Source organism: Ursidibacter sp. B-7004-1, assembly GCF_053654055.1.
This window is the reverse complement of record NZ_JBSIUP010000016.1, coordinates 34,904-54,454: the sequence shown is the minus strand read 5'-3', so window position 1 is coordinate 54,454 and position 19,551 is coordinate 34,904. Positions and strand designations below refer to the sequence as shown.

Annotated in this window: 26 protein-coding genes and 1 tRNA gene; 4 read left to right on the top strand and 23 right to left on the bottom strand. The window is 38.4% G+C overall.

From position 1 onward, the window contains the following. Nucleotides 1–46: 46 nt before the first annotated feature. The gene (gene mobA, locus ACWIW0_RS07045) at nt 47–1,141 is read right to left on the bottom strand and encodes a molybdenum cofactor guanylyltransferase MobA (protein WP_454452756.1); all 1,095 of its coding nucleotides are present in this window, start codon (nt 1,139–1,141) and stop codon (nt 47–49) included. An 80-nt stretch (nt 1,142–1,221) separates the two neighbouring features. Between mobA and ACWIW0_RS07040 the strand changes: the two genes are divergently transcribed. From ACWIW0_RS07040 to hemH, 3 genes are all read left to right on the top strand, one after another. Beyond that, on the top strand, nt 1,222–1,491 hold the full coding sequence (locus ACWIW0_RS07040; RefSeq protein WP_454447275.1) for a YihD family protein: 270 nt from the start codon (nt 1,222–1,224) through the stop codon (nt 1,489–1,491). A 50-nt stretch (nt 1,492–1,541) separates the two neighbouring features. After that, entirely contained in the window at nt 1,542–2,180 is a 639-nt protein-coding gene (gene dsbA, locus ACWIW0_RS07035) for a thiol:disulfide interchange protein DsbA (protein ID WP_454452755.1), read from the top strand. Between the two features lie 148 nt (nt 2,181–2,328). Then, nucleotides 2,329–3,294 (top strand): ferrochelatase, encoded by a 966-nt coding sequence (gene hemH / locus ACWIW0_RS07030; RefSeq protein ID WP_454452754.1) that lies wholly within the window; start codon nt 2,329–2,331, stop codon nt 3,292–3,294. Nucleotides 3,295–3,980: 686 nt separating this feature from the next. On the opposite strand, the gene ACWIW0_RS07025 is transcribed toward hemH, so the two are convergent. The 21 genes from ACWIW0_RS07025 to ACWIW0_RS06925 form a co-directional block, all read right to left on the bottom strand. After that, nucleotides 3,981–4,148, bottom strand: a complete 168-nt coding sequence (locus tag ACWIW0_RS07025; protein WP_454452753.1) for a hypothetical protein — start codon at nt 4,146–4,148, stop codon at nt 3,981–3,983. Between the two features lie 2 nt (nt 4,149–4,150). After that, nucleotides 4,151–4,492 (bottom strand): addiction module antidote protein, encoded by a 342-nt coding sequence (locus ACWIW0_RS07020; protein WP_454452752.1) that lies wholly within the window; start codon nt 4,490–4,492, stop codon nt 4,151–4,153. Between the two features lie 26 nt (nt 4,493–4,518). Beyond that, nucleotides 4,519–4,866 carry a type II toxin-antitoxin system RelE/ParE family toxin gene (locus tag ACWIW0_RS07015; protein WP_454452751.1) on the bottom strand — a complete coding sequence of 116 codons (348 nt, stop codon included), beginning with the start codon at nt 4,864–4,866 and terminating at the stop codon, nt 4,519–4,521. 639 nt (nt 4,867–5,505) lie between these two features. After that, nucleotides 5,506–6,411: an Abi family protein gene (locus ACWIW0_RS07010; RefSeq protein ID WP_454452750.1), complete on the bottom strand. Its 906-nt coding sequence runs from the start codon at nt 6,409–6,411 to the stop codon at nt 5,506–5,508. Between the two features lie 165 nt (nt 6,412–6,576). Further along, a complete protein-coding gene (locus ACWIW0_RS07005; RefSeq protein WP_454452749.1) occupies nt 6,577–8,772 on the bottom strand; it encodes a DUF927 domain-containing protein in 2,196 nt (731 codons plus the stop codon). Beyond that, entirely contained in the window at nt 8,765–9,037 is a 273-nt protein-coding gene (locus ACWIW0_RS07000; protein WP_454452748.1) for a hypothetical protein, read from the bottom strand. Before ACWIW0_RS07000 ends, ACWIW0_RS07005 begins: the two co-directional genes overlap by 8 nt. Further along, complete coding sequence (locus ACWIW0_RS06995; RefSeq protein ID WP_454452747.1) at nt 9,034–9,267, bottom strand: hypothetical protein; 234 nt, start codon at nt 9,265–9,267, stop codon at nt 9,034–9,036. Before ACWIW0_RS06995 ends, ACWIW0_RS07000 begins: the two co-directional genes overlap by 4 nt. Further along, on the bottom strand, nt 9,260–9,463 hold the full coding sequence (locus ACWIW0_RS06990; RefSeq protein ID WP_454452746.1) for a hypothetical protein: 204 nt from the start codon (nt 9,461–9,463) through the stop codon (nt 9,260–9,262). The genes ACWIW0_RS06995 and ACWIW0_RS06990 overlap by 8 nt, the downstream gene beginning before the upstream one ends. Continuing rightward, on the bottom strand, nt 9,456–9,929 hold the full coding sequence (locus ACWIW0_RS06985; protein ID WP_454452745.1) for a hypothetical protein: 474 nt from the start codon (nt 9,927–9,929) through the stop codon (nt 9,456–9,458). The genes ACWIW0_RS06990 and ACWIW0_RS06985 overlap by 8 nt, the downstream gene beginning before the upstream one ends. Then, nucleotides 9,922–10,503, bottom strand: a complete 582-nt coding sequence (locus tag ACWIW0_RS06980) for a host cell division inhibitor Icd-like protein (RefSeq protein ID WP_454452744.1) — start codon at nt 10,501–10,503, stop codon at nt 9,922–9,924. The genes ACWIW0_RS06985 and ACWIW0_RS06980 overlap by 8 nt, the downstream gene beginning before the upstream one ends. 141 nt (nt 10,504–10,644) lie before the next feature. Continuing rightward, on the bottom strand, nt 10,645–10,890 hold the full coding sequence (locus tag ACWIW0_RS06975) for a hypothetical protein (RefSeq protein ID WP_454452743.1): 246 nt from the start codon (nt 10,888–10,890) through the stop codon (nt 10,645–10,647). Nucleotides 10,891–10,903: 13 nt separating this feature from the next. Next, nucleotides 10,904–11,587, bottom strand: a complete 684-nt coding sequence (locus ACWIW0_RS06970) for a Rha family transcriptional regulator (RefSeq protein WP_454452742.1) — start codon at nt 11,585–11,587, stop codon at nt 10,904–10,906. A 4-nt stretch (nt 11,588–11,591) separates the two neighbouring features. Beyond that, a complete protein-coding gene (locus ACWIW0_RS06965; RefSeq protein ID WP_454452741.1) occupies nt 11,592–12,056 on the bottom strand; it encodes a hypothetical protein in 465 nt (154 codons plus the stop codon). 3 nt (nt 12,057–12,059) lie between these two features. Beyond that, nucleotides 12,060–12,356: a hypothetical protein gene (locus ACWIW0_RS06960; RefSeq protein ID WP_454452740.1), complete on the bottom strand. Its 297-nt coding sequence runs from the start codon at nt 12,354–12,356 to the stop codon at nt 12,060–12,062. Next, nucleotides 12,304–12,816: a hypothetical protein gene (locus ACWIW0_RS06955; RefSeq protein ID WP_454452739.1), complete on the bottom strand. Its 513-nt coding sequence runs from the start codon at nt 12,814–12,816 to the stop codon at nt 12,304–12,306. Before ACWIW0_RS06955 ends, ACWIW0_RS06960 begins: the two co-directional genes overlap by 53 nt. Next, nucleotides 12,809–13,009, bottom strand: a complete 201-nt coding sequence (locus ACWIW0_RS06950) for a hypothetical protein (protein ID WP_454452738.1) — start codon at nt 13,007–13,009, stop codon at nt 12,809–12,811. The genes ACWIW0_RS06955 and ACWIW0_RS06950 overlap by 8 nt, the downstream gene beginning before the upstream one ends. Then, nucleotides 13,009–13,347: a hypothetical protein gene (locus ACWIW0_RS06945; protein WP_454452737.1), complete on the bottom strand. Its 339-nt coding sequence runs from the start codon at nt 13,345–13,347 to the stop codon at nt 13,009–13,011. The genes ACWIW0_RS06950 and ACWIW0_RS06945 overlap by 1 nt, the downstream gene beginning before the upstream one ends. 13 nt (nt 13,348–13,360) lie before the next feature. Beyond that, complete coding sequence (locus ACWIW0_RS06940) at nt 13,361–13,585, bottom strand: helix-turn-helix transcriptional regulator (RefSeq protein ID WP_454452736.1); 225 nt, start codon at nt 13,583–13,585, stop codon at nt 13,361–13,363. 198 nt (nt 13,586–13,783) lie between these two features. Then, nucleotides 13,784–14,692 (bottom strand): hypothetical protein, encoded by a 909-nt coding sequence (locus ACWIW0_RS06935; RefSeq protein ID WP_454452735.1) that lies wholly within the window; start codon nt 14,690–14,692, stop codon nt 13,784–13,786. A 180-nt stretch (nt 14,693–14,872) separates the two neighbouring features. Then, nucleotides 14,873–16,117 carry a tyrosine-type recombinase/integrase gene (locus tag ACWIW0_RS06930; protein WP_454452734.1) on the bottom strand — a complete coding sequence of 415 codons (1,245 nt, stop codon included), beginning with the start codon at nt 16,115–16,117 and terminating at the stop codon, nt 14,873–14,875. 304 nt (nt 16,118–16,421) lie between these two features. Next, a tRNA-Sec gene (locus ACWIW0_RS06925) sits at nt 16,422–16,516 on the bottom strand. A gap of 65 nt (nt 16,517–16,581) precedes the next feature. Here ACWIW0_RS06925 and selA point away from each other — a divergent pair. After that, complete coding sequence (selA, locus tag ACWIW0_RS06920; RefSeq protein ID WP_454452733.1) at nt 16,582–17,964, top strand: L-seryl-tRNA(Sec) selenium transferase; 1,383 nt, start codon at nt 16,582–16,584, stop codon at nt 17,962–17,964. A 68-nt stretch (nt 17,965–18,032) separates the two neighbouring features. Here the strand turns inward: selA and ompA are convergent, their stop codons facing one another. Further along, complete coding sequence (gene ompA, locus ACWIW0_RS06915; protein WP_454452732.1) at nt 18,033–19,127, bottom strand: porin OmpA; 1,095 nt, start codon at nt 19,125–19,127, stop codon at nt 18,033–18,035. Nucleotides 19,128–19,551 lie beyond the last annotated feature (424 nt).

Sequence of the window (19,551 nt, the reverse complement as noted above, 5' to 3'; positions counted from 1 at the left end):
AAAGGTACGCCTTTTGTTTTGCAAAATATACCGAAAATCTTACTGCTTATTTTCCTTTAATGTAATCGCTAATAAATCTAGCAATCTGTTCTATATTGTTGATATTTAATAAATTTTTTCTTTCAATTGGATAATCGGTTGCGGTAGCAATGGTGAAAACGTCTATTTCGGGAAGTGGTTTTTCTATGGCTTTTCGATGTAATTGGATTTTGGGTAATTGCTCGTGTTTGAACCCTTCTACCAAAATCAGATCAAGCTCCTTATTTGCAAACTGTGCAACTAAGGTTTCAAAAGATGTCATTGTTTGTGTTTCCGTCATTAACGCCCAACGTTGCTCACAAGCAATCATTGTTGGATTTGCTCCAACTTGGCGTAAGCGATAGCTATCTTTTCCTGCTTTATCAATATCAACATTATGATGAGAATGTTTAATTAACCCGACTTTTAACCCCTTTTCTGAAAGATGTGGGATCAACTTTTCTAGTAGTGTGGTTTTCCCTGTACCGCTATATCCTGTGATTGCCAAAATAGGTATTTTGCAAAAAAGGGGGAAGATCTGACCGCTTGCTAATTCTTCGGCGGAATTAAAATTCTGAAATGCGTTAGGCTGTTCAGAAAAATCCACCGCTACATAAGGTTGTGAATGAAAAAACTGCAACACTCTACGCTCACTGCTGGCAAGATAATCGGCAAGAGCTGGTACAATGGAGCGATGTAGCAAACAAAATGTTGGGTGAGGACGCTCGCCATCGTGTGCATAGGCAATTTTTGCCTGATTGATGCGTAGTGCTGTGGTGAGCTTTTGGCATAAATTATGCGGTACAAAAGGGCTATCACAAGGCACAAACAGCAAATATTCACTCTCAATTTGCTCAAAGCCCGACAACATTCCACTCAGTGGTCCTTGGAAACCGTTTAAATTATCAGAATAGTAAGGAATATTTGGATATTGTTGGACATATTCGTGATGCAAGCGGTTTATATTCAAGAAAATTTTGCAAATTTGGGGTTCAAGGCGTTCAATAATATGGGTGATTAAAGCTTTGCCAGCAAAATGCTGCAAGCCTTTTTCTATACGATTAAAACGGCGAGCAAGCCCCCCAGAAAGAATAACTGCCGTTATATTATTTATTTCTGTCATTTGTCGTCCTTTTTTTGCAAAATAGTGATGAAAAGTATATGATTTCACCCAATTTTTCCACATTTTTTTAAGGTTTTAAGATGAAATGTAAACGTTTAGACGAAGTCCTTGAATTATTAGGCGAACATTGGCGTAAAGAGCCAGATTTACACCTATTAGATCTGCTCCATAAGATTGCTGAAGAAGTTGGTGAAGCAAACAATTTAGATGCGTTGCGAGATGAAGTACTCATTTATCAGCTTAAAATGCGTGGTAAAGATAAATCAGAAGTGATCCCGGGGCTTAAAAAAGATTATGAAGATGATTTTAAAACCGCATTATTAAAAGCGCGTGGAATTTTAAGTGAGTAATACTGTCCAATTTAACTCCATTTACTCGTGATATTTTATTAAGGTTATTTATGAAAAAATTAGTTTTAAAAACGGCATTTGTTGCACTTTCTGCTCTTTTCACTTTAAATACCAATGCAAATGCGGCGGATCCAGTGGCAAATAAAGAGTATATCCAAGTTAAACCAACACCATCGGTACAGAAAGAAGTGTTAGAATTTTTCTCGTTTTACTGTCCGCATTGCTACGACTTTGAATTTCAGTACAAAATTCCATCTACGATTAAGGCTGGCTTAGATAAAGATGTTGTGTTTAAGCAATACCACGTTGATTTTTTAGGTCGTCAGTCAGAAAGCCTAACAAGAGCGTGGGCATTAGCAATGGCACTTGGAGCAGAAGATAAGGTCAAAACCCCATTATTTGAAGCAGCACAACAAGATAGCATCAAATCAATGGACGATATTCGTGCTATTTTCTTAGCAAATGGTATTACTGCTGAACAGTTTGATGGCGGTATTAACAGCTTTGCAGTGAGTGGTTTAGTGAATAAACAAGCTCAAGCAGTTAAAGAGTTTAATGTGCGTGGCGTGCCAGCTTTTTATGTGAATGAACAATATCAGTTAAATTTAGATGGATTCTCAGATTCTCGAACAACATCTGAATTTGTACAACGCTACATTGATGCAGTGTTATTTTTGGTGAAGAAATAATATGGTTATATAGGGAGTAAGACTTATATTCTAATCACAGTTTCGCAATCGGTCTGTTTTTATTAAATTTTTGCAATAGTTAAAGAGGGCTTTTTCTCCTTAAATTTGCTTGCTACACTAAGCTATCTTATTTTTTTGGAGAATGTTAATGGACTCAAGCAAAATTGGTGTATTACTAGCCAACTTAGGCACACCAGATGAACCCACTACCCCTGCGGTAAAACGCTATTTAAAACAATTTTTAAGCGACCCGCGTGTGATTGATTTATCCCGTTGGAAATGGTTGCCCATTTTAAACTTTATAGTATTACCAAAACGTTCGCCAAAAGTGGCTCAAGCCTATCAATCTATTTGGACAGAAAATGGTTCGCCACTTTTGGTAATTTCTCGTAAGCAGCAGAGCATTATTCAGAAATATTTTGATGTAAAAGGCAAAAATGTAGTAGTCGAATTAGGAATGAGCTATGGTAATCCGAGTATGCAAAGTGCAGTAGATAGCCTAATTGCTCAAGGCGTGGAGAAAATTATTGTGTTACCCCTTTATCCACAATATAGCTCAACCACCACTGCATCGGTGTTTGATGCGTTTGCCAACGCCTTGACTTCACATAAAAAGGTTGTACCTTTTGAGTTTATTCATAGCTATCACGATAACCCGCTCTACATTCAAGCCTTGGCTAATAGCATTAAATTAGCTGATGATGAGTTGTTGCTGTTCTCTTTCCATGGCATTCCAAAACGTTATGAAACCGAAGGTGATTTTTACGCATCACACTGCCGAGAAACTGCCAAGCTCGTGGCGGAAAAACTTGGTTTAACCGAAAAACAATGGTTTTTATCGTTTCAATCCCGCTTCGGAGATGAAGAATGGTTACAACCTTATACCGATGAAACCTTAGAAAAACTCCCAAGCCAAGATGTAAAAAAAGTTGCAGTAATTTGTGCGGGGTTTTCTGCCGATTGTCTTGAAACCTTAGAAGAAATTGCAGAAGAAAATCGTGAAAACTTTGAGAAAGCAGGTGGCGAAAGCTATCGTTATATTCCCGCACTCAATGCAAATACCGATCATATTCAAGCCTTAGTGAAGTTGATTGAGGATCAACTTCCAGATTAAGCAAGAATTTCTATCGTACCAAAATAATTGCTAGATTTTTAGCTGTTGGCGATTTTTTGTGTGGTTTGAGAAAACTTTTTTATATATAGCAAAAAACAGTGGTTCAATAGTCCAATCCTTTAAAAATCAATAGCTTAACTATCATTTTTTTGGCTAATCGACTAGCTCAAAAATTTTTATGTAAATTTTGAGCGGTTAAAAACACCCTAAAAATAGTCCAAAAATTTATATTTTAGTCCAAATAATTTTGTTAGCTTATTGATTTATAAGGGTTTTTTATGTAAGTTTATGGCAGTTTATATGGATTGGCGGAGTGAATGGGAGTTGAAATGGTGGCTTAACTTATTGATTTAATTATATTTATTTTTTAATACTAAAAAGTTTGTTACTAATCTTGTTACTATTTTAAAAAGTCACCCCCTAAAAAGACTATTTTTTAATCTGTTCTACTTGGGGTAAAAAGTTATGTTTTGTTATGGTTTATTGTCGTTCTATGATGATTTTGAACGGTGGGTAGTGAATATCGTTCACTAGGGGGTGAATATCGTTCACTAGGTGCATTTTTTGCTACTGGTAACAAAATTTGCTAAAAGTTCAAAGGGCGATTTCTCGCCCTGTGGTGTGTGATAGCTTATATGTACTAGCTCGCTTGTTCTATGTTGAAATATAAGTGGAATTGATTATTTTCATCTTTGCCGTGATAGATTGCGATAAATTCGCCACGCTCCTAAATGATTTACGTTATGTTTAATCATTGCCATAACAACATCGTGAGGAATTAAAGTATCATCATTATCCTCTTGTTCGTATGGTAGGCTTTCATCTGTAAATCTTTGTTCGCCATTCATTAGCAAAATTACCCTATTGAGATAGGTTTAAGACTGAATGATAGCTCATACCCTAAAGCGGTTGCTAATCGTTGCATCGTGCTAAGTTTTGGCTCTACGTTGCCTGATAAAGCTCTATAAAGATTTTCCCTTGCCATTCCCACTTTTTCCGCTGTTTGTGTCATTCCTTTTGCTTTCGCCACCGTTCTAAACGCCCTTAAAATTTCCGCTTGGTCTGCGGTTTCAAGTGCATTTTTTAAATAAAGCTCTGTTAGTGCCTCATCTTCAGCAAGGTAATCAGCAACATCAAAATCACTTACTTGTAAATCGCTCTCGTCTAATTCTACGCCATCTATAATAATCTTGTTCATTGTTTTAACTCCTTTGCTATATGCTTTTATTCCGCTTGTTCTAATGTAGCTTTTAACGCCTTACAGATTGCTTTAGCTTTCGCTATATCAGCTTGCTGTGTTGATTTGTCGCCACCACACAAAAGCCAGTAAATAACGTCATCTTGTTGAGTGAAATAGGCTCTGTAGCCTTTACCAACAAATACACGCATTTCATACACTCCACCGCCAACGCTTTTATAATCGCCTAAATTGGCTTCATATTCTGCCCTTTCTAGTCGTTTTAATATCGCTTCTTTGGCGGTTAAGTCTTTAATACCTTTCAGCCATTTTTGAAAGCCTGATAATTGGCGAAAAGTAAGTAGCTTTTTGTTGCTTGGGTTGGTTCTGTTCATTTGGTTTTTTGTGTATCTCTTATGATAACATTGTATCAAGTATGATTACACAATACAACATATTGCATTTTGTAGCATACCCACCGCCAAAATAGATTTTTTGGCTGTTGGCGGTTTTGTGTGTTTTGGAAAACTTTTATATATATATAGCAAAAAACAGTGGGACAATTGGGACAATGGGACAATTCTAGGATTTACAAGGGTTCATCGCCCCTAAAATTGTCCCAATGGACTGGGACAACGTGGGACAATTTGGGACAATTTTGGGACAAAATAAAATTTGTTCATTTTTTGAGTGGGACAAAATGCCCTTAAAATGGGACAAAATGCCCTTAAAATGGGACAAAATAGGGGGTGTTTGGGACAATTTTTTTAGTTAAGTAATTGTTTTATAAGTATATTGTAATTTTTGTCCCAATTGTCCCATTAAAAAACACTGTTTTTCCTATACGTTTTTTTCTTCGCTCTGTTTTTTTCTGCTGTTGGCGGTATGTGGTGAATTGGGTGTTTTAAAATGTAATGTGTATGCTACATTTTTATTTGGTTATTAAGTTTTATTTAATATGTGTGCTACAAAAACAAAAAGAGAGCCGTTATAGCTCTCTTGGTTATATATTAAATAGGTTATTGTTAGCCTTGTTATAATCTCATAATATCTAACGGCAAACACTTATAATGCATTAATCCCAATGCTTTTAGCTTGGCATTAGGAACATCAGGGAAGTTATCCAAAACTTTATTTACTCTTTCCAGCCATTTATAATTCGTGCTTGTTTGGCTCACTAGATACCACATCACTGCAATTCGTCCAAATAGTCTTCTTTGGCTGTTTTCGTCCATTGAAAGCCTCGTGAAATAGGTGTTATTGAGTGTCTTTATTGGATTGCCTTTTCTATTCCATATTCTAGAATGATGAGCCGCTTGATTTCTAATAATATTGATTTCATTCAGCCAGCTAATTAATGCTGCAGTATTATCTACATTAAATCTTTTTGCTATTTGGTTTTGATAACGCTTTTTCAGCATTGAATAATACTTTGAAAGCATTCCAAAATCCCACGTTTCCACTACCGCCCAAAATGGCAAGGGTTTATTTTGATCTTTATGCCACAAAACAAAATCATCTCTACTCCTGCTAATTTGAGCTTCTAATTTATCTTTCCAGCTAGAATAGTGTTGAGAAAAATGTGGGTTTATATAAAAATCATCTTTATAAGCTAGTGGGCTAAACCGCCCCATTTCGTGAGCTAAAACTGTTCTTACATTGACTTCTAAACGCTCAATTATATCAAGCAGTAAAATTCTTAATTTCTTATCAAATAAATACAAACTATGAATTTGTTCAAATTTAGTATTTGGTAAAAACTGATCGCTTAATTGCGTTTCGTTGATGGGCTTTCTTGCAGTGTGCCAAAATCCAGAAAGGCGATAATAGCCTATTTGGGATAGTTTTTTTTCCACATAATCAGAATTTTGAATAATCATTCCCCTGCTAGAAAGTAATTCGCATTGCTCTGAATATTCCTTAAATGGTTTGGTTGTCATTCTTATATATCCACATAAAACAAGGGGCTAGTGTAGTTAAATCAGCAAGTTTCCCCACTCTCTAACCATTGACTAGCCCACGATTAAGGCGGAATTATAATGATCCCCCTTATATTGTCAAAAGTTTCTAACTATCAATTAAATCTATACAAATATCCACTTATTTTAGTTTGTCTGCTCCTGCTCGTCATCTTCAGTAATAGGGACTAGCAAATAACATCTTGTGCGTTTAGGGTCTATTTTATGCGGTAGCTTTGACATATATTTCCGCCCTGTTTCACTGCTCCCTTTTAACATTCCTTTATCTGAAAGGATTTTACAAGTCTGTTCTTTTGGGTTGCCTTTTATCGCCTCGTCAAATGCCAGTGGGTACAAGTAAAAATATTCTTCCTTGTTTTGCTCGGTCAGTGCCATTCTATAACCTGCGATATTGTTTATAGTCTGTTGCTTTTCGTCAAAAGGATAACGAATAAAACGGCTTTCAGCGTTAGCCAGTAACCAGCCATTTACCTGCTCAATAACTTGCTTTTCTTCTCGGCTGTGTAGTCCGAAAATGTTTACCCATTCGTTAAAGCAGTGCAATAATGCTTCCGCATTGGCTTGTTCTCCCCATTGGGTCAAATGTTTAGCAAGCTGTAAGGCGGTTTCTAATATGGCAAAACGCCCTGCCACTCGTTGCACCTGTGGGCTTGCGTCAGTGGGTAAACGTTCAAGCCATTTATTCTTGATTTGCTCATACTGGGCTTTTACGTTGCCTTTATGCTCGATTAAGTAGTTAATCCATAATCTACCAACAATGCCGTAATGTGATTTAGTCGCTTGGTTTAAATGGTCTGCGTGTGTCTTTCCGTCTTTAAAGCTGTGGTAATGTTTCGCTTGTGTGATAGGCACGTTTAAAAGCCTTACAAGTTGCCCTGCGTTGGTTTTTATTCCCCCTGCGGATAAATACCCCTCTAAATCAATCTCGCCAGTAGAAAATGCCATAATCCGCCACCGTTGCAATTCTCGGTTTCCGCCCTCTCTCGCTCCTTGTATCTTGCCTACGCCATTGAAAAGAGCATAGGCGGTTTGCTCAATGTGTTTACGGTTTGAGCCTTGCCCTATTTCATCTAAAGGCATAAAGCAATCATTCCTTGAGCTTGCTTCATTGGTTAAACCTAGAGCGGTTGCGTTCCAGCTTAATCGGGTTCTTTCAGGGTTTCCCCATATACTGCTTGCGATATTGGCGGTTGTGGTTTTACCTGCGGTTGAGCCACCGAATAAATGCACCCCAAAACTTTCAGCGTCTAAAAGCTCGATTAGCGGGGCAGATAACGCCACCGCCACGCCTAACATCATAGACGGGTTTTGATATACGTTCATCGCAATTTCACTTTGCCAGCTTTCTAAAGTGCCTTTGGTGTCATACCCTGCGAATGATGAAGATTGAGAGCGGAATAGTACGGGCGTTTCAGGTTCTCCGATAACTTCGCCATTAGGTAGAATAAAAGCTCCTTTCTGCCAACCTGTCGCATTGGTAATTGTCCATAATTGGCGGTTGCCTTTGTTGTGGTTCTGTAAGTAGTCGGCTAGTTCATTGCGTAAGCTGTTTTTAGTGGTAACAGTTAAGCCACGTTTTTTAAGCAGTTTCCAGCCTTCACGCTCGCCTATAAATTCTTTAGGTATAGCTTCGGTTATGGTCTGCTCGCTCCCTTCATTCCGCCACTGCAAAACGATAAATTCTTCGCTTTCACTTCTGCCTATTCCCACCACGTTTACAACATCGCATAGCCATTCTGTACGCTCTGATAATAGCTCGCCTGTTGCATTATCGTATTTAGGAATAATGCGATATAGCCCCCTTATTCCGTCTTCTGTGCGTTTTTCTATGTAAGCGGTGCGTTTATCCGTCTCTTTCGCTTTGGTTTGCTCTTGGGCTTTCTCTGTGATGATTTCGGCTATCTCTTGGGAATTGTCATTATCTCGCAAGCGTGCGGTGTAACTGCTTAAATTCTCCAGTAATTGCCCTGCTTCATCAAACTGTAAAACGGTTTGGGCTTGGGTATGTTTGGCAAGGTAACGACAAATTAGCGTTAAATGTTCGCCTTTTAGTGCTTCGCCTTTGTTGCAACGGTATAAGCTCACTTCTCTCACTGTGCTAGGTGCTAGACGGTAAGCGGTAAGATTGGCTAATACTTTTTCATCTAACACTATTGGCGGTGCATTGTTGCTAGTGGGTAATATTTCACTTAAGGCGATTTCTTCGGGTGTACGTTCCGCATTGGGAACGCTCGCAAAATCCCACGCTTGAGAGCCAACAAATAAACGGCACTCTGTCGCCCCCTGTGGTTGCTTTTTGAAATTGGGTGCGGTTTTATTCATTGTTGCCCCCTTGTAATACTTTGTCCGCATCATCAATCAGTTTGTTAATGCGTTTGATATACCCCCGCAATGTGTCGATTAGGTTTGCCTGTTCTTCGCAATGCCAGTTAATCACTTGGATAGCGTGCCTTAATGTTTCGCCTTGATATTGGATCGGTTCATTGTTGATAAATGTCGCTTGTGTCAAAATGCGATTATTGGCGGTTTCCATTTGGTCTAGTAAGCTAGTTTTAATTTTGAGTTGTTGCATTGGGCTATTCATCATTTGCCCCCTTTGTGTACTTGGTTTAATTTACTTGCCACTTCAAGGGCATTACTTAACAAGGTTTGAGCAGTCCATAGCATATTTGCCACCACTTCAATATTTACAGAAAAATCTTTATTCTCGCCCACGTCTGTACTCATATAGTCAATCACTGCACTCGCTTGAATTAGGTTTTGGTCTAGTGTGTCTAGTAGGTCTAAATAGGCTTTTTTGCTTTGTTGATTATTCATTTCTTCCCCCTTGCATTGCTTGGCGTAGTTCTTGAGTGGTTGCGGTGTTTTTCATTGAAGAGTAAATGCAATCAAGCATTTTTGGGGCTAATTTGTCGTTGCCCTTGCTCATCATCTCTTCACAAAATTGAATATCGTCTAAAAGGCTTTCTAGCTCGGCTTTTAGGGCTTGGATTTCTTGAGGTAGGTTACGCATAAACCACCCCCAAAACGTGAGAAATGAAGACAATAGGGGTTTTATTCGCATTGTGTGCGGTGTGTTGAATAGGGTTCATTTTGGTTGTTCTCAATTGTTTAGTTAGTAAGGAATTTCCGCCCTGCTCCTGTTGGATAGGGTGCGAAATGGGTTCAACTACCGCAATTGATCGGCTCGCCTTATTCGTGCGATTACTCGCCTTATTTCGACGTATAGACCATTTCGCAAATTCGGATTTAAAAAGGGTTAGTAGCCCATTGAAAGGAATTTGAGAAATAAAAAATGCACTTGAATTAGGGTAGTGCTTGCCCTCAATTGTGATAGTGCTTTCAATACTACCGCCATAAACTGAATTTAGCAAGCTGTGATTTTGTTCAGTAGGCTGTTTGTCCACCGTTGGTGAATGAATAACCTCCCCCATTGGAGAAAGTTGATTTTGTTCAAGTGTTGGGAATTGATTACGCATAAACTCCCCCTTGTACTTCGCAAGCGGTGCGATTTGGGTTTAGTTTTGCGATTGGGCGATTTAATAACAAACGATAGTCTGCAGTGAGCTTAAAGCGTGCGTTTTCTTCGCTGTCGGCTTCGATGTAAATCGTCTCTTGGTTGTAGGTTGGTTTTGTGCGGTTTAGGCATAGGAATTTGTAAATCATTGCTAATAGCTCCAATTGTGATAGATGAAGAGCTACCGCTAAACTTCTCAGGGTTTGGGCGGTAGGACGTAACAGGCTGAGAAACTGCGACAATTGGAACACAGCAAAGGGCGAACCTTTCCCATTACGCCCCACCATTGAGAGAATAACGCTTAAGGCGTTTTCTTTAGGTGTGCGTGTGCTACGAACAAAAAAAGCACGAGTTAAAGGCGTGCTATCGTTCGCCAATTGTAAATTATTCGAGTTCTCAGGCTCGGCTGTCGATTTTGCGACAATAGGCAAAGGATAATCCGCCACTGCTTGATTTGTAAAGTGGTTTTGGTTTGATTTATTTTCATTGAATTGAAGTTTTATATGAATTTGGTTAATATGCTCTTGAGTTTTCATTTCTAAATGCCTAAATAATCCCACTGTTTAATGCTTGCCAGTGGGTTTTTTATTGGCTGTTTAATGCAATGTTTTTTGTTCGTCCACCGTTGGCGGTTGAATAAAATCAGCTGTTTTAAATGGACGATCTTACAGACGATCTTATCTAACTCTTATTCTGTATCTTGGCGGTAGTTCTACCCCCTGTTCTATTAAATTATCTCTTTCAATTAAAAATCTTTCTTTAACGTACCAGTGGGCTAATAACTCGCTTGCTCTCGCTCTTAATGTGTGCGGTTTCATTCTGCTTGCTCGTTCTTCGCCTAACACTTCCACCAATGCTTTTTTTGCGTTGCCTGTTTTCGCATATTGTTTCGCAAAGGATTTCATTATTTCGTAACCATACATATTGCCCCCTTGTTTATTTGGCTGTTCTGCGTAAGTGATGTAATGCAGTGTCTTGTAACCTGTCTTTGCGTTGGGTGTAATTCATTCCTAGTTTTAGCATTACCGCATTTTCAGATAGCAATAAATCCGTTAGTTCTAGTTCCCTTGCAGTCAAGTATTGGCGGATTTCTGCGTCTAGTGGTTTCTGATTGTCGGCCAACCATTTTTTGCGACTTTTACCCAGTGCCACCATATAAACTAAATTATTCTCTCGGGTGTAGGCGTGTGGGTCGTCTTTGCCTGTCTGCTCTAATCTGTTTTTGATAGCTTCGTTCATTCGGTGCTGGTCGGCTTTTAGGTTGGCCCTGTTATTAAGCCAGCGTTTCATCTCGTTAAACTCTCGGATATATTGCTCTTTGAATTGCTTTGCTTTCTTGCCAGTAAATCCCATCACTAACAGGGTAAAGCCGTCATAGGTCATAAATACCATCGGTTGCATTTTGCCCCGCTCGTCTTTATATTTTGACGGCTTAAAATTGAGCCGCCAAAAATCAGGGGAACAGCCTATATTTTCTAAAATGCGTAAAATGTTTTTATGCTGTTTCCCGAAATAGTGAGCTACTTTCAAGCTGTCGGTCATTGCTACCGTTTCTTTATGAAAGACTTTAGGAAATACCGCATCTATTAAATCGGTTTTGGGTGCTTGTTCTATTGTCATTTGCTTACTCCTTACCGTCTTTTATACGTTGCTCTGCGAAAACTAAATCGACTTCTTGGCGGTTGGCTTTACTCATCATCTCAAGCGTGATTTCTTTTCCTGTGCGGTGTTCAATCAGTGGATTTATTCCCTCTCCATATTGAGAATGCTCATAAAAATAACGGGTTGATTGCTCTAGCTCATCATCAATCAATAAAGGCGTTTTGCTCATCTGTTGCTGAAAGGCGATAATAGCTAGTACCTCCCTAAATGCTGTCGCTCCTGCCATTTCAATTACAACGCTTTCGCCCATTTCTAGCCATAAAGTGCCGTTATAGAATGGTTTACCGTCATTCCCTTGTTCTTGTGTGATAGCAATATACGGAAAATCTAAAAAGCTCAACGTTGCCCTAATCGGTGCTTTCATTAGCTTGCCTATACCTTGTGGACTTAAGTCATATTTGATTTTATTCGTTGGTTCTTCTGTCATTGTTTAATCCTTTTCTGTTGTTTTCTGTTGCTGTTCGTATAGCTTGGCTAACCTGTCTAATTTCTTTCGCCATACGCTCAAAGAGTTAGCTAGTGCATTGCTCGGGCGTTCTTTAAATTCACTTTCTAACAAGCCTATTTGCTCCTGTACCGTTAGCAATAATTCCGCCAACGGGTAAGGCTCGTTATCATCGTAAAGGCTCTTAAATGTGAATGGCGTGCCTTGTGTGGGTTTGTCTAAATAGTGCTTAATCGCTTGTTGCATTAGCACTAAATTCATCTTCGCTATAACGCAACGCATTTAGTTGTTCCTCGTCTGCTTGTTCTACTTGGTTTACATAATCAATTACATCTTGCATTTGCTTGCTTAAATAGCGATTTAACCGCTTGTAATGCTTGGCGGTCTGCTTTTGCTCTTCGCTCATCTGCTCGGATAATTCAGCAAGCAAGCGGTCAGTTTGGTGCAGTGTTTTACAAATGCCTGCCAGTTGCTTTTGAAGTGCTTTTTTGTGATGAAAACAATCAGGGAATTTGTGCTTACAGTTCGCCACACTCCATTTTGTTTGTTGGAACATATAATTTACTTGCGGATAGTGTGTGATAGATAAAACTTCCTTATTCTCTTTTTGAGCCTGTTTATTGTTCCCTTGTGTGTTTGCTTGGCTTTTCGCTCTTATCGCTGTTTTAAGCTCATTTAAAGCGGTTTTCGTGCCATTGTTGGCGGTTTTGGTTTTTTTAAGTTCTGTAATTGAGTTAATCATCTTTTTCTACTCCGTTTTCATTCGTTCCTTTTAGCATTTCAATCACTGCCTTAATCACTTCTTCTTGGGTCATCTCTTCCCCATCAATACTTTTTACAATGCCACCTGCTAAACAACACTCAAGCAATAAAATTACGTCATTGATTACCTTGCTAGTGTGAGTTAAGCAGTTGGGTTTGAATAATTGGCTCATTAAATATCCCCTTCATAACGTGAAAGAATTGCTTTAGTTTCCGCCACTGATAAAGGCTCGCCACCTCGTGCGGTTGCTTTAGCGTTGTAGTAAGTCATCAGCTTGTAGGCTTGGGATTTATCCACGATTGAATAGCGGTAGTATTTACCGTAGCCGTCTGCGGTTTCTTCCCACTCCCTTTTTAATTGAATACCTAGCTTTCGCATTACTCGGTTAATGTCATTACGTCCGCTTGTTATGTTTAGCTCAAATACTCCTTCACGTTCTGAAAAACTGCCATTCATCAGAACCATTCTTAAAATGCGTTCTTCTCGGGTGATGTGGGTTTGAGTTTTCATTTTTACCCCCTGTTTAATTGGCTCTATTGCTTGAATAAGTATCTAGCCACGCTTTAACATCGCTTTCTTTCCAACGTGAAGAACGCCCCCATTTCTCGGGCGGTGCTAGTTTCCCTTTTTTGATTTCCGCATAAATAAAAGCGTGTGAAGTGCCTGTTAATGCTCGGATTTCTTTTAAAGTAAAACGCTTTTCAATCGGTGCATTTTCGGCTGTTAGTGTGGTTTGGTTGGTTTCCATTGTTTCCCCCTGCGTATGTTGGTTAATAAGTGAAGATTTAGGGGGATTTTGGCGGGCTGATTAAAGTAAATATAGGCTGAAAGGGTTTAAAAGGGTGTAGCTATTTATGAATAAAAAAAAGGATATATCCCTTTAAGAATATACCCCTAAATTTTAGTTCTTGCCTTGTATATCAATATTCAAAAGGGTTATGCCCTTTTATGATTTACGCCCTAAATAGCGTGCTTCTTCAGGACGTGTTATTTTTTGTACTGCGGTTTTTAGTGTGTTACTTAAGTTATAATTCTCTCCGATCCATTTTTCTATATCTTCGGCATTTGCCACTGTGTCGGGTTGGGTTAAGTCTGCGTTAATCCAAAATCTTTCGATTGTGCCAAAAATCGCATTTATAGCTTCTGTGCTGTGTCCATATATAGAACACTCATCATAATCTACCGCTTCAGGTTTTATCAGGTTCTGATTTTCTTTTTCTAGCTCGGCTATGCGTGCTTGTAGTTGGGTTATTTGGTCGGATTTTTGATTTATTTCTTGTTGCATTACTAATCTTTCAGCCAATCCAACGGGACTTTTATTTATATCTGTATTTTTTACAAACTCGCCCGTTTTTGTTAATGCCATTGCTACGGCTAAATATTCTTCATTTCTGTATTTTTTGTTTAACGCTTCTTTATCAAGCGTATTTATCCCTAAAATAGTGTCTATTTGCTTTCTATCTATGGATAAATCTTTTTGCTCTTCCCTTAAAAAAGCTCCTGCGGTTGGATTATCCCATAAAGGATCAGGCTCATTATCTCTAACCGTTTCTAAAGCAGTAATAAAGTATGATGTTGTTAGTCGTGCTGGCTTGTCGCTTATGCTTTTAGGCATTTTGTAAGTATTTATTCCGTGTTCGTCTTCCCACCTCTCAAACTCTCCATTCCCCCATAATTCTTCATCAGTTTTTCTAATATCGTGCGGTTCAAGTTTTATCAATAGATAAGTCGCAATCTCTGGTAATGATGCGTTAGGGTTATGTTCTTTTAGAAAATCCAATAATTCAATGATTGAAATAAAATCTTGCTCTCTCTTCTTCTCAATAGCTAGAAGTTCGCTTTTAATATCGATCATAAAACGCCCCTATGCGTTGCCCCTTTATAGTGAGAGTGTGGAAAAGAAAATAAAGGGCTTTTCTCTTGTCGTTTTGGTAGCTACTCCGCCACTATCCACACTAATTCGGGTTATTTAATTTGTGCTAATTATAATCTAGGTTTGTATAAATGAACAGTAGTAAGCATAAATGACCATAAGCTATAAAAAAGGCTTGGGGGCTTGTTGTTCGATATAGTCGCCCCATTCTTTCAGCATATTAAAACGTTGCTCTAAATACTGGGCTTTATTGTAGGTTTGGCGGATTGTGTTTTTATCTTTATGAGATAGTGCTTGCTCTATCCATTCTGCTTTATATGCTCCGCTCTCGTTTAGTGAAGTACTGAATAAATGCCTTATGCCGTGAGTAGTGAGCCGTCCACTTCCCAATGATTTAATGATAGCGTTTCGGATTGTTTCAATAGAGATATAACCGCTTTTGGCTTCATTACTCGCAAACACAAAAGGGCTATTTTCAAGGTTCATCACTCGGTTATATTCTGCGATTTTTTCAAGCAATCTAACCGCTTGAGCTGATAACGTAACCGTATGTAGTCGCCCCTGTGGTAGGTTTTTATTTCCCTTTTGTACGCTATACCGCCACAAATTAGCCGAAAAATCTATATCTTCCCATTTTGCCTTTGCGATTTCACTCGGTCGGCTTGCAGTGAGTAGCGTCAGCATTACCGCATAAAACGCATTTAATCTAAATCTTTCTTCATTCCTTGCTAAATAAAGAGCCTGTAAAAACTCGGCCAATTCTTCGGGCTTGATAGTGTTCATTCCTTTAGGCACTGGCTTATCAAACTCTTTGTGGATTTCTGAAAGGGTATTTGCTGGAATAAAGCCACGGTGCAAGGCATAACGCATAACATCGTTAATTTTACTTATAATCTTTGTAACGGTTGTGAGCTTGCCAGCTCTTTCAAGTGGTTTTATTGCATTGATAGCAATTAAAGGCGTGATAGCGTTTATCGGGTAATTTCCCAATAGTGGAATTATATGCCGTTTAAATAGTGCCTTTGTATCTTTGGCGGTGCGTTCTGAAAAATTGGCTTGTAATTTTCTGCTCTCAAACCAATCATCAGCCATTTTCGCAAACGTTCGCCCTAAACTGTCCGCTTGCTCCTGTCGGTCTTGCTCTCGTTGCTGCACTGGGTCTATATCCTTTGCTAACAGTGCTTTAAATTCTGCTCGTTTCTCTCTCGCCTGTGCCAGTGTAACGGCTGGATATTGCCCTATAGTGATATTGTTCTTTTTCTTGGTGTATGGTGTGTAGTAATTAAATAGCCACGTTTTCGCCCCGTTTGGTTTTACCATTAAACGCAATCCGCCACCGTCTGCCAGTGGGTAGGCTTTGGCGGTTGGTTTCGCTTGTCTAATTTGGGTGTCGGTTAGCTTACTCATAGCAATTAGTAACAAAGAAAAAGGCAAAAAGTAACAAAAATTTGAAAAAATACATAAGCCTTTAAGCATTGCCATATAAGGCTTTATTCAAAAAATAGTAACAAAGGTTTTGCTCTCTTACTGGTTAATTTTGGGAGTAGATTAGTAACAAAGAGAAAGTTTGTTACTATTTTTGTTACTATTTTATAGTTGCTGGTAGTTTACAACGGATTACATAAGCATACAACAAACAGAATAGAACGCTTGATTTATAAGGGCTTTTTATAGGGTTGGTTTATGTGAGTTTATGGCGGTTTATATGGATTGGCGGAAGTGAATGGGAGTTGAACCCACCCGAGAACGCTGGCGTCCTCAATAGGATTTGAAGTCCTACCGCCTCACCGGAGACGACTCACTTCCGAAAAAGTAGCACTATTCTACTGAATTTATTAGAATTGTGCAAAATATCTCAATAGGTTTTCTTTATGCAACATTTATTCCGATCTATTCCTGCTTTAGATAAATTATTAAAAACTGCTCAAGGTGAACAACTTATTTTACAATTTGGGCATCAAGCCGTAGTTGAACAAATTCGTAGTTTGCTTGCTCAAATTCGTCAAGAAATTCATCAAACTCACGCCTTGCCTGATATTTGCCAATCAGATGAGAAATTATTAGCTCAAGTTAGAGAACAGCTGTCTCAACAAACCAATGTCGCCATAAAACAAGTTTTTAATTTAACTGGAATAGTTCTACATACAAATTTAGGGCGTGGATTGTGGTCTGAAAATGCAATACAAGCAGCCACGCAAGCGATGAAACATAATGTTGCATTAGAATTTGATATTGAAGCAGGAAAAAGAAGCCATAGAGATCATTATATTTCTCAATTACTTTCACAAATTACAGGGGCAGAAGCTGCCTGTATTGTTAATAATAATGCAGCAGCCGTATTACTGATGTTAGCTACCTTTGCTCAAGGTAAAGAAGTGATTATTTCTCGTGGTGAATTGATTGAAATTGGTGGTGCATTTCGTATTCCAGATATTATGCAACAAGCTGGTTGTAAACTAGTTGAAGTCGGTACAACTAACAGAACGCATCTAAAAGACTACCGTAATGCAATTACTGAGAACACTGCTTTTTTAATGAAAGTGCATACTAGCAATTATCAAATTCAGGGGTTTACGGCAAGTGTCGGTGAAGAAGAGTTAGTTGAATTAGGTAAAGAGTTTAATCTACCTGTGATTAGTGATTTAGGTAGTGGTTCTCTTGTTAATATGCAAGCACTGAATTTGCCAGCAGAACCAATGGTACAAGATAAAGTGTTGGCAGGTGTGGATCTTATTTCTTTTTCAGGAGATAAACTACTTGGTGGGCCACAAGCTGGCATTATCGTTGGAAAAAAATCTCTCATTTCTCAACTACAACAGCACCCATTAAAACGGGTATTACGCTGTGATAAAGTTATTTTATCGGGGCTAGAGGCGACGTTACGCCACTATCTATTCCCCGATCAGCTCGCTGATTCACTACCTACTTTGCAATTACTCACACAAACGTTAGATAAACTTAATCAAAAGGCGGAGCAATTAAAAGCCAGTTTATGCAAGCGGTTAGATTCTCGTTATATTTTGCAAATTGAACCTTCTCTCGCTCAAATAGGTAGTGGGGCTTTACCAACGGAACAAATTCCATCTATTGCAGTGACTATTTCAAGTGAAAATCAGCGTGATTTATTAGAATTGGAACAACAATTTAAAAATTATCCAAATCCCATAATTACTCGTATATCGCAACAAAAAATGTGGTTAGATTTACGATCAGTAGGACAGTTTGAAGTATTATTAAAACAATTAGAAATATAACAATAAAGCCCACACTTTTTATAGGTGTGGGCTTTATTAGACTTGTTAGATTCTACTTTAAGAAGCTATTACATAGCAACTTCTTTTGAACCTTGAACTTGTAACTCAACACGACGGTCTGGTGCTAAGCAAGCGATTAATGCTTTGCGACCCTTAACTGCATCACAAGTGTTGCCTGTTACAGGGTTAGCTTTACCATAACCTACTGCAGTTACGTTAGCTGGGTTTACACCTTTAGAAACGATATAGTTAGCTACAGATTCAGCACGACGTTGTGAAAGTTTTACGTTGAACGCTTCACCACCAATACGGTCTGTATAACCATTTACTTGGATTGCAGCTGATGCTAAACCTAATTTATTGATTTCTTCTTGAGCAGCATCTAATGTTGCAGCCGCAGCTGGTTTTAAGTCTGCTTTACCGAAAGCAAACAATACATCAGAGCTGAAAGAGAAGTTTTTAGTTACGATTTCTGGCTCAACAACTGGAGCTGGACCTTGACCGAAACGGTAGCTTAAACCTGCAGATACAGAACCAACGTCTGGGCTATATTGGAAGTTAGATGAACCACCTTCTTTACGCACAGCTTTATCTAAGTTACCTACACGGCTTAACCATTGGTATTCAACACGAGCAGCTAATGCTGGAGTAATTGCGTACTCTAAACCACCAGCTAAAACTAAAGAAGTTTTTAAGTTGTGAGCTTTCTCACGTGATTTAGTAGCAACAGTAGGTTGAACGTAGTAATCTGAACGTACTAAAGCTGCACCAACACGAGCGTAAGCATCTAAACCATCAACGATTGGGTAGCTACCTTTTAAGCTAATGTGTGCACCGTGAGCTGAGTGTTTAGCAGCACGTTTATCTTTAGTTTCACCTGGGAATGTTGTATTTCCACGTACACGACCGAAATAGTCATAACCAGCTTCAACTGCTAAGTTAGAAGTAATTTGATAACCACCGAATACACCGTAAGTTACAGAGTTACGGTTAATACCAAAACCATCACCTTGATTTTTCTTAGCATCAAATTGAGTTAAACCATCGTGGAATGAAGCCCAGCCAGCTTTAGCACCAGCATAGAAAGTATTTGCTTGTGGAGCTGCTTGAACAGAAGCGATTGCTAAACCAGAAACTGCTAATGCAATTACAGATTTTTTCATTTTAATAATCCTCATATTATCGTCATTACGAGATAAAAAATATTCAATATTTATTAAAATATAATAAATACTGCGGTTAAACTGCCTTCTAAACCCACGCAAAGATTTTAAGAAGGGCTAGAATTCTTGGTTATTCTATCAAAAAAAATTTTAATGCAAATGAAACTTTTGTAAAAAAGTGTAATATTGCATTTGTTTTAGATATGAATTTAACCAATGTCAGGTGTTAATTATACCTTATTTTATCTTATTTAACAAATAGCCCACGCTTTCACTATATTATAAACTTGAGGGCTTATGTATCAATAAACTGATAATCTATCATAAATAATTTGAATGAAGTAGTACAAAAAAACCGTTTTGTGATGTAGGTTACATTATTGATAAATTCTTCAATTTATTGCTTTTTTAAAGGACAATTATG

Excerpts from the sequence above, each read along its gene's own strand:
- ACWIW0_RS06985 (WP_454452745.1), bottom strand. The coding sequence starts at position 9,929 with ATGCGTAATCAATTCCCAACACTTGAACAAAATCAACTTTCTCCAATG.
- ACWIW0_RS06965 (WP_454452741.1), bottom strand. The coding sequence starts at position 12,056 with ATGACAGAAGAACCAACGAATAAAATCAAATATGACTTAAGTCCACAA.
- hemH (WP_454452754.1), top strand. The coding sequence starts at position 2,329 with ATGGACTCAAGCAAAATTGGTGTATTACTAGCCAACTTAGGCACACCA.
- ACWIW0_RS07020 (WP_454452752.1), bottom strand. The coding sequence starts at position 4,492 with ATGAACAAGATTATTATAGATGGCGTAGAATTAGACGAGAGCGATTTA.
- ACWIW0_RS06935 (WP_454452735.1), bottom strand. The coding sequence starts at position 14,692 with ATGATCGATATTAAAAGCGAACTTCTAGCTATTGAGAAGAAGAGAGAG.
- ACWIW0_RS06975 (WP_454452743.1), bottom strand. The coding sequence starts at position 10,890 with ATGTATGGTTACGAAATAATGAAATCCTTTGCGAAACAATATGCGAAA.
- ACWIW0_RS06970 (WP_454452742.1), bottom strand. The coding sequence starts at position 11,587 with ATGACAATAGAACAAGCACCCAAAACCGATTTAATAGATGCGGTATTT.
- ACWIW0_RS06990 (WP_454452746.1), bottom strand. The coding sequence starts at position 9,463 with ATGCGTAACCTACCTCAAGAAATCCAAGCCCTAAAAGCCGAGCTAGAA.
- ACWIW0_RS06960 (WP_454452740.1), bottom strand. The coding sequence starts at position 12,356 with ATGCGTTGCGTTATAGCGAAGATGAATTTAGTGCTAATGCAACAAGCG.
- ACWIW0_RS07005 (WP_454452749.1), bottom strand. The coding sequence starts at position 8,772 with ATGAATAAAACCGCACCCAATTTCAAAAAGCAACCACAGGGGGCGACA.
- ACWIW0_RS07010 (WP_454452750.1), bottom strand. The coding sequence starts at position 6,411 with ATGACAACCAAACCATTTAAGGAATATTCAGAGCAATGCGAATTACTT.
- ACWIW0_RS07040 (WP_454447275.1), top strand. The coding sequence starts at position 1,222 with ATGAAATGTAAACGTTTAGACGAAGTCCTTGAATTATTAGGCGAACAT.
- ACWIW0_RS07015 (WP_454452751.1), bottom strand. The coding sequence starts at position 4,866 with ATGAACAGAACCAACCCAAGCAACAAAAAGCTACTTACTTTTCGCCAA.
- ACWIW0_RS07000 (WP_454452748.1), bottom strand. The coding sequence starts at position 9,037 with ATGATGAATAGCCCAATGCAACAACTCAAAATTAAAACTAGCTTACTA.
- dsbA (WP_454452755.1), top strand. The coding sequence starts at position 1,542 with ATGAAAAAATTAGTTTTAAAAACGGCATTTGTTGCACTTTCTGCTCTT.
- ACWIW0_RS06940 (WP_454452736.1), bottom strand. The coding sequence starts at position 13,585 with ATGGAAACCAACCAAACCACACTAACAGCCGAAAATGCACCGATTGAA.
- ACWIW0_RS06955 (WP_454452739.1), bottom strand. The coding sequence starts at position 12,816 with ATGATTAACTCAATTACAGAACTTAAAAAAACCAAAACCGCCAACAAT.
- ompA (WP_454452732.1), bottom strand. The coding sequence starts at position 19,127 with ATGAAAAAATCTGTAATTGCATTAGCAGTTTCTGGTTTAGCAATCGCT.
- selA (WP_454452733.1), top strand. The coding sequence starts at position 16,582 with ATGCAACATTTATTCCGATCTATTCCTGCTTTAGATAAATTATTAAAA.
- ACWIW0_RS06950 (WP_454452738.1), bottom strand. The coding sequence starts at position 13,009 with ATGAGCCAATTATTCAAACCCAACTGCTTAACTCACACTAGCAAGGTA.
- ACWIW0_RS06980 (WP_454452744.1), bottom strand. The coding sequence starts at position 10,503 with ATGAAAACTCAAGAGCATATTAACCAAATTCATATAAAACTTCAATTC.
- mobA (WP_454452756.1), bottom strand. The coding sequence starts at position 1,141 with ATGACAGAAATAAATAATATAACGGCAGTTATTCTTTCTGGGGGGCTT.
- ACWIW0_RS06945 (WP_454452737.1), bottom strand. The coding sequence starts at position 13,347 with ATGAAAACTCAAACCCACATCACCCGAGAAGAACGCATTTTAAGAATG.
- ACWIW0_RS06930 (WP_454452734.1), bottom strand. The coding sequence starts at position 16,117 with ATGAGTAAGCTAACCGACACCCAAATTAGACAAGCGAAACCAACCGCC.
- ACWIW0_RS06995 (WP_454452747.1), bottom strand. The coding sequence starts at position 9,267 with ATGAATAATCAACAAAGCAAAAAAGCCTATTTAGACCTACTAGACACA.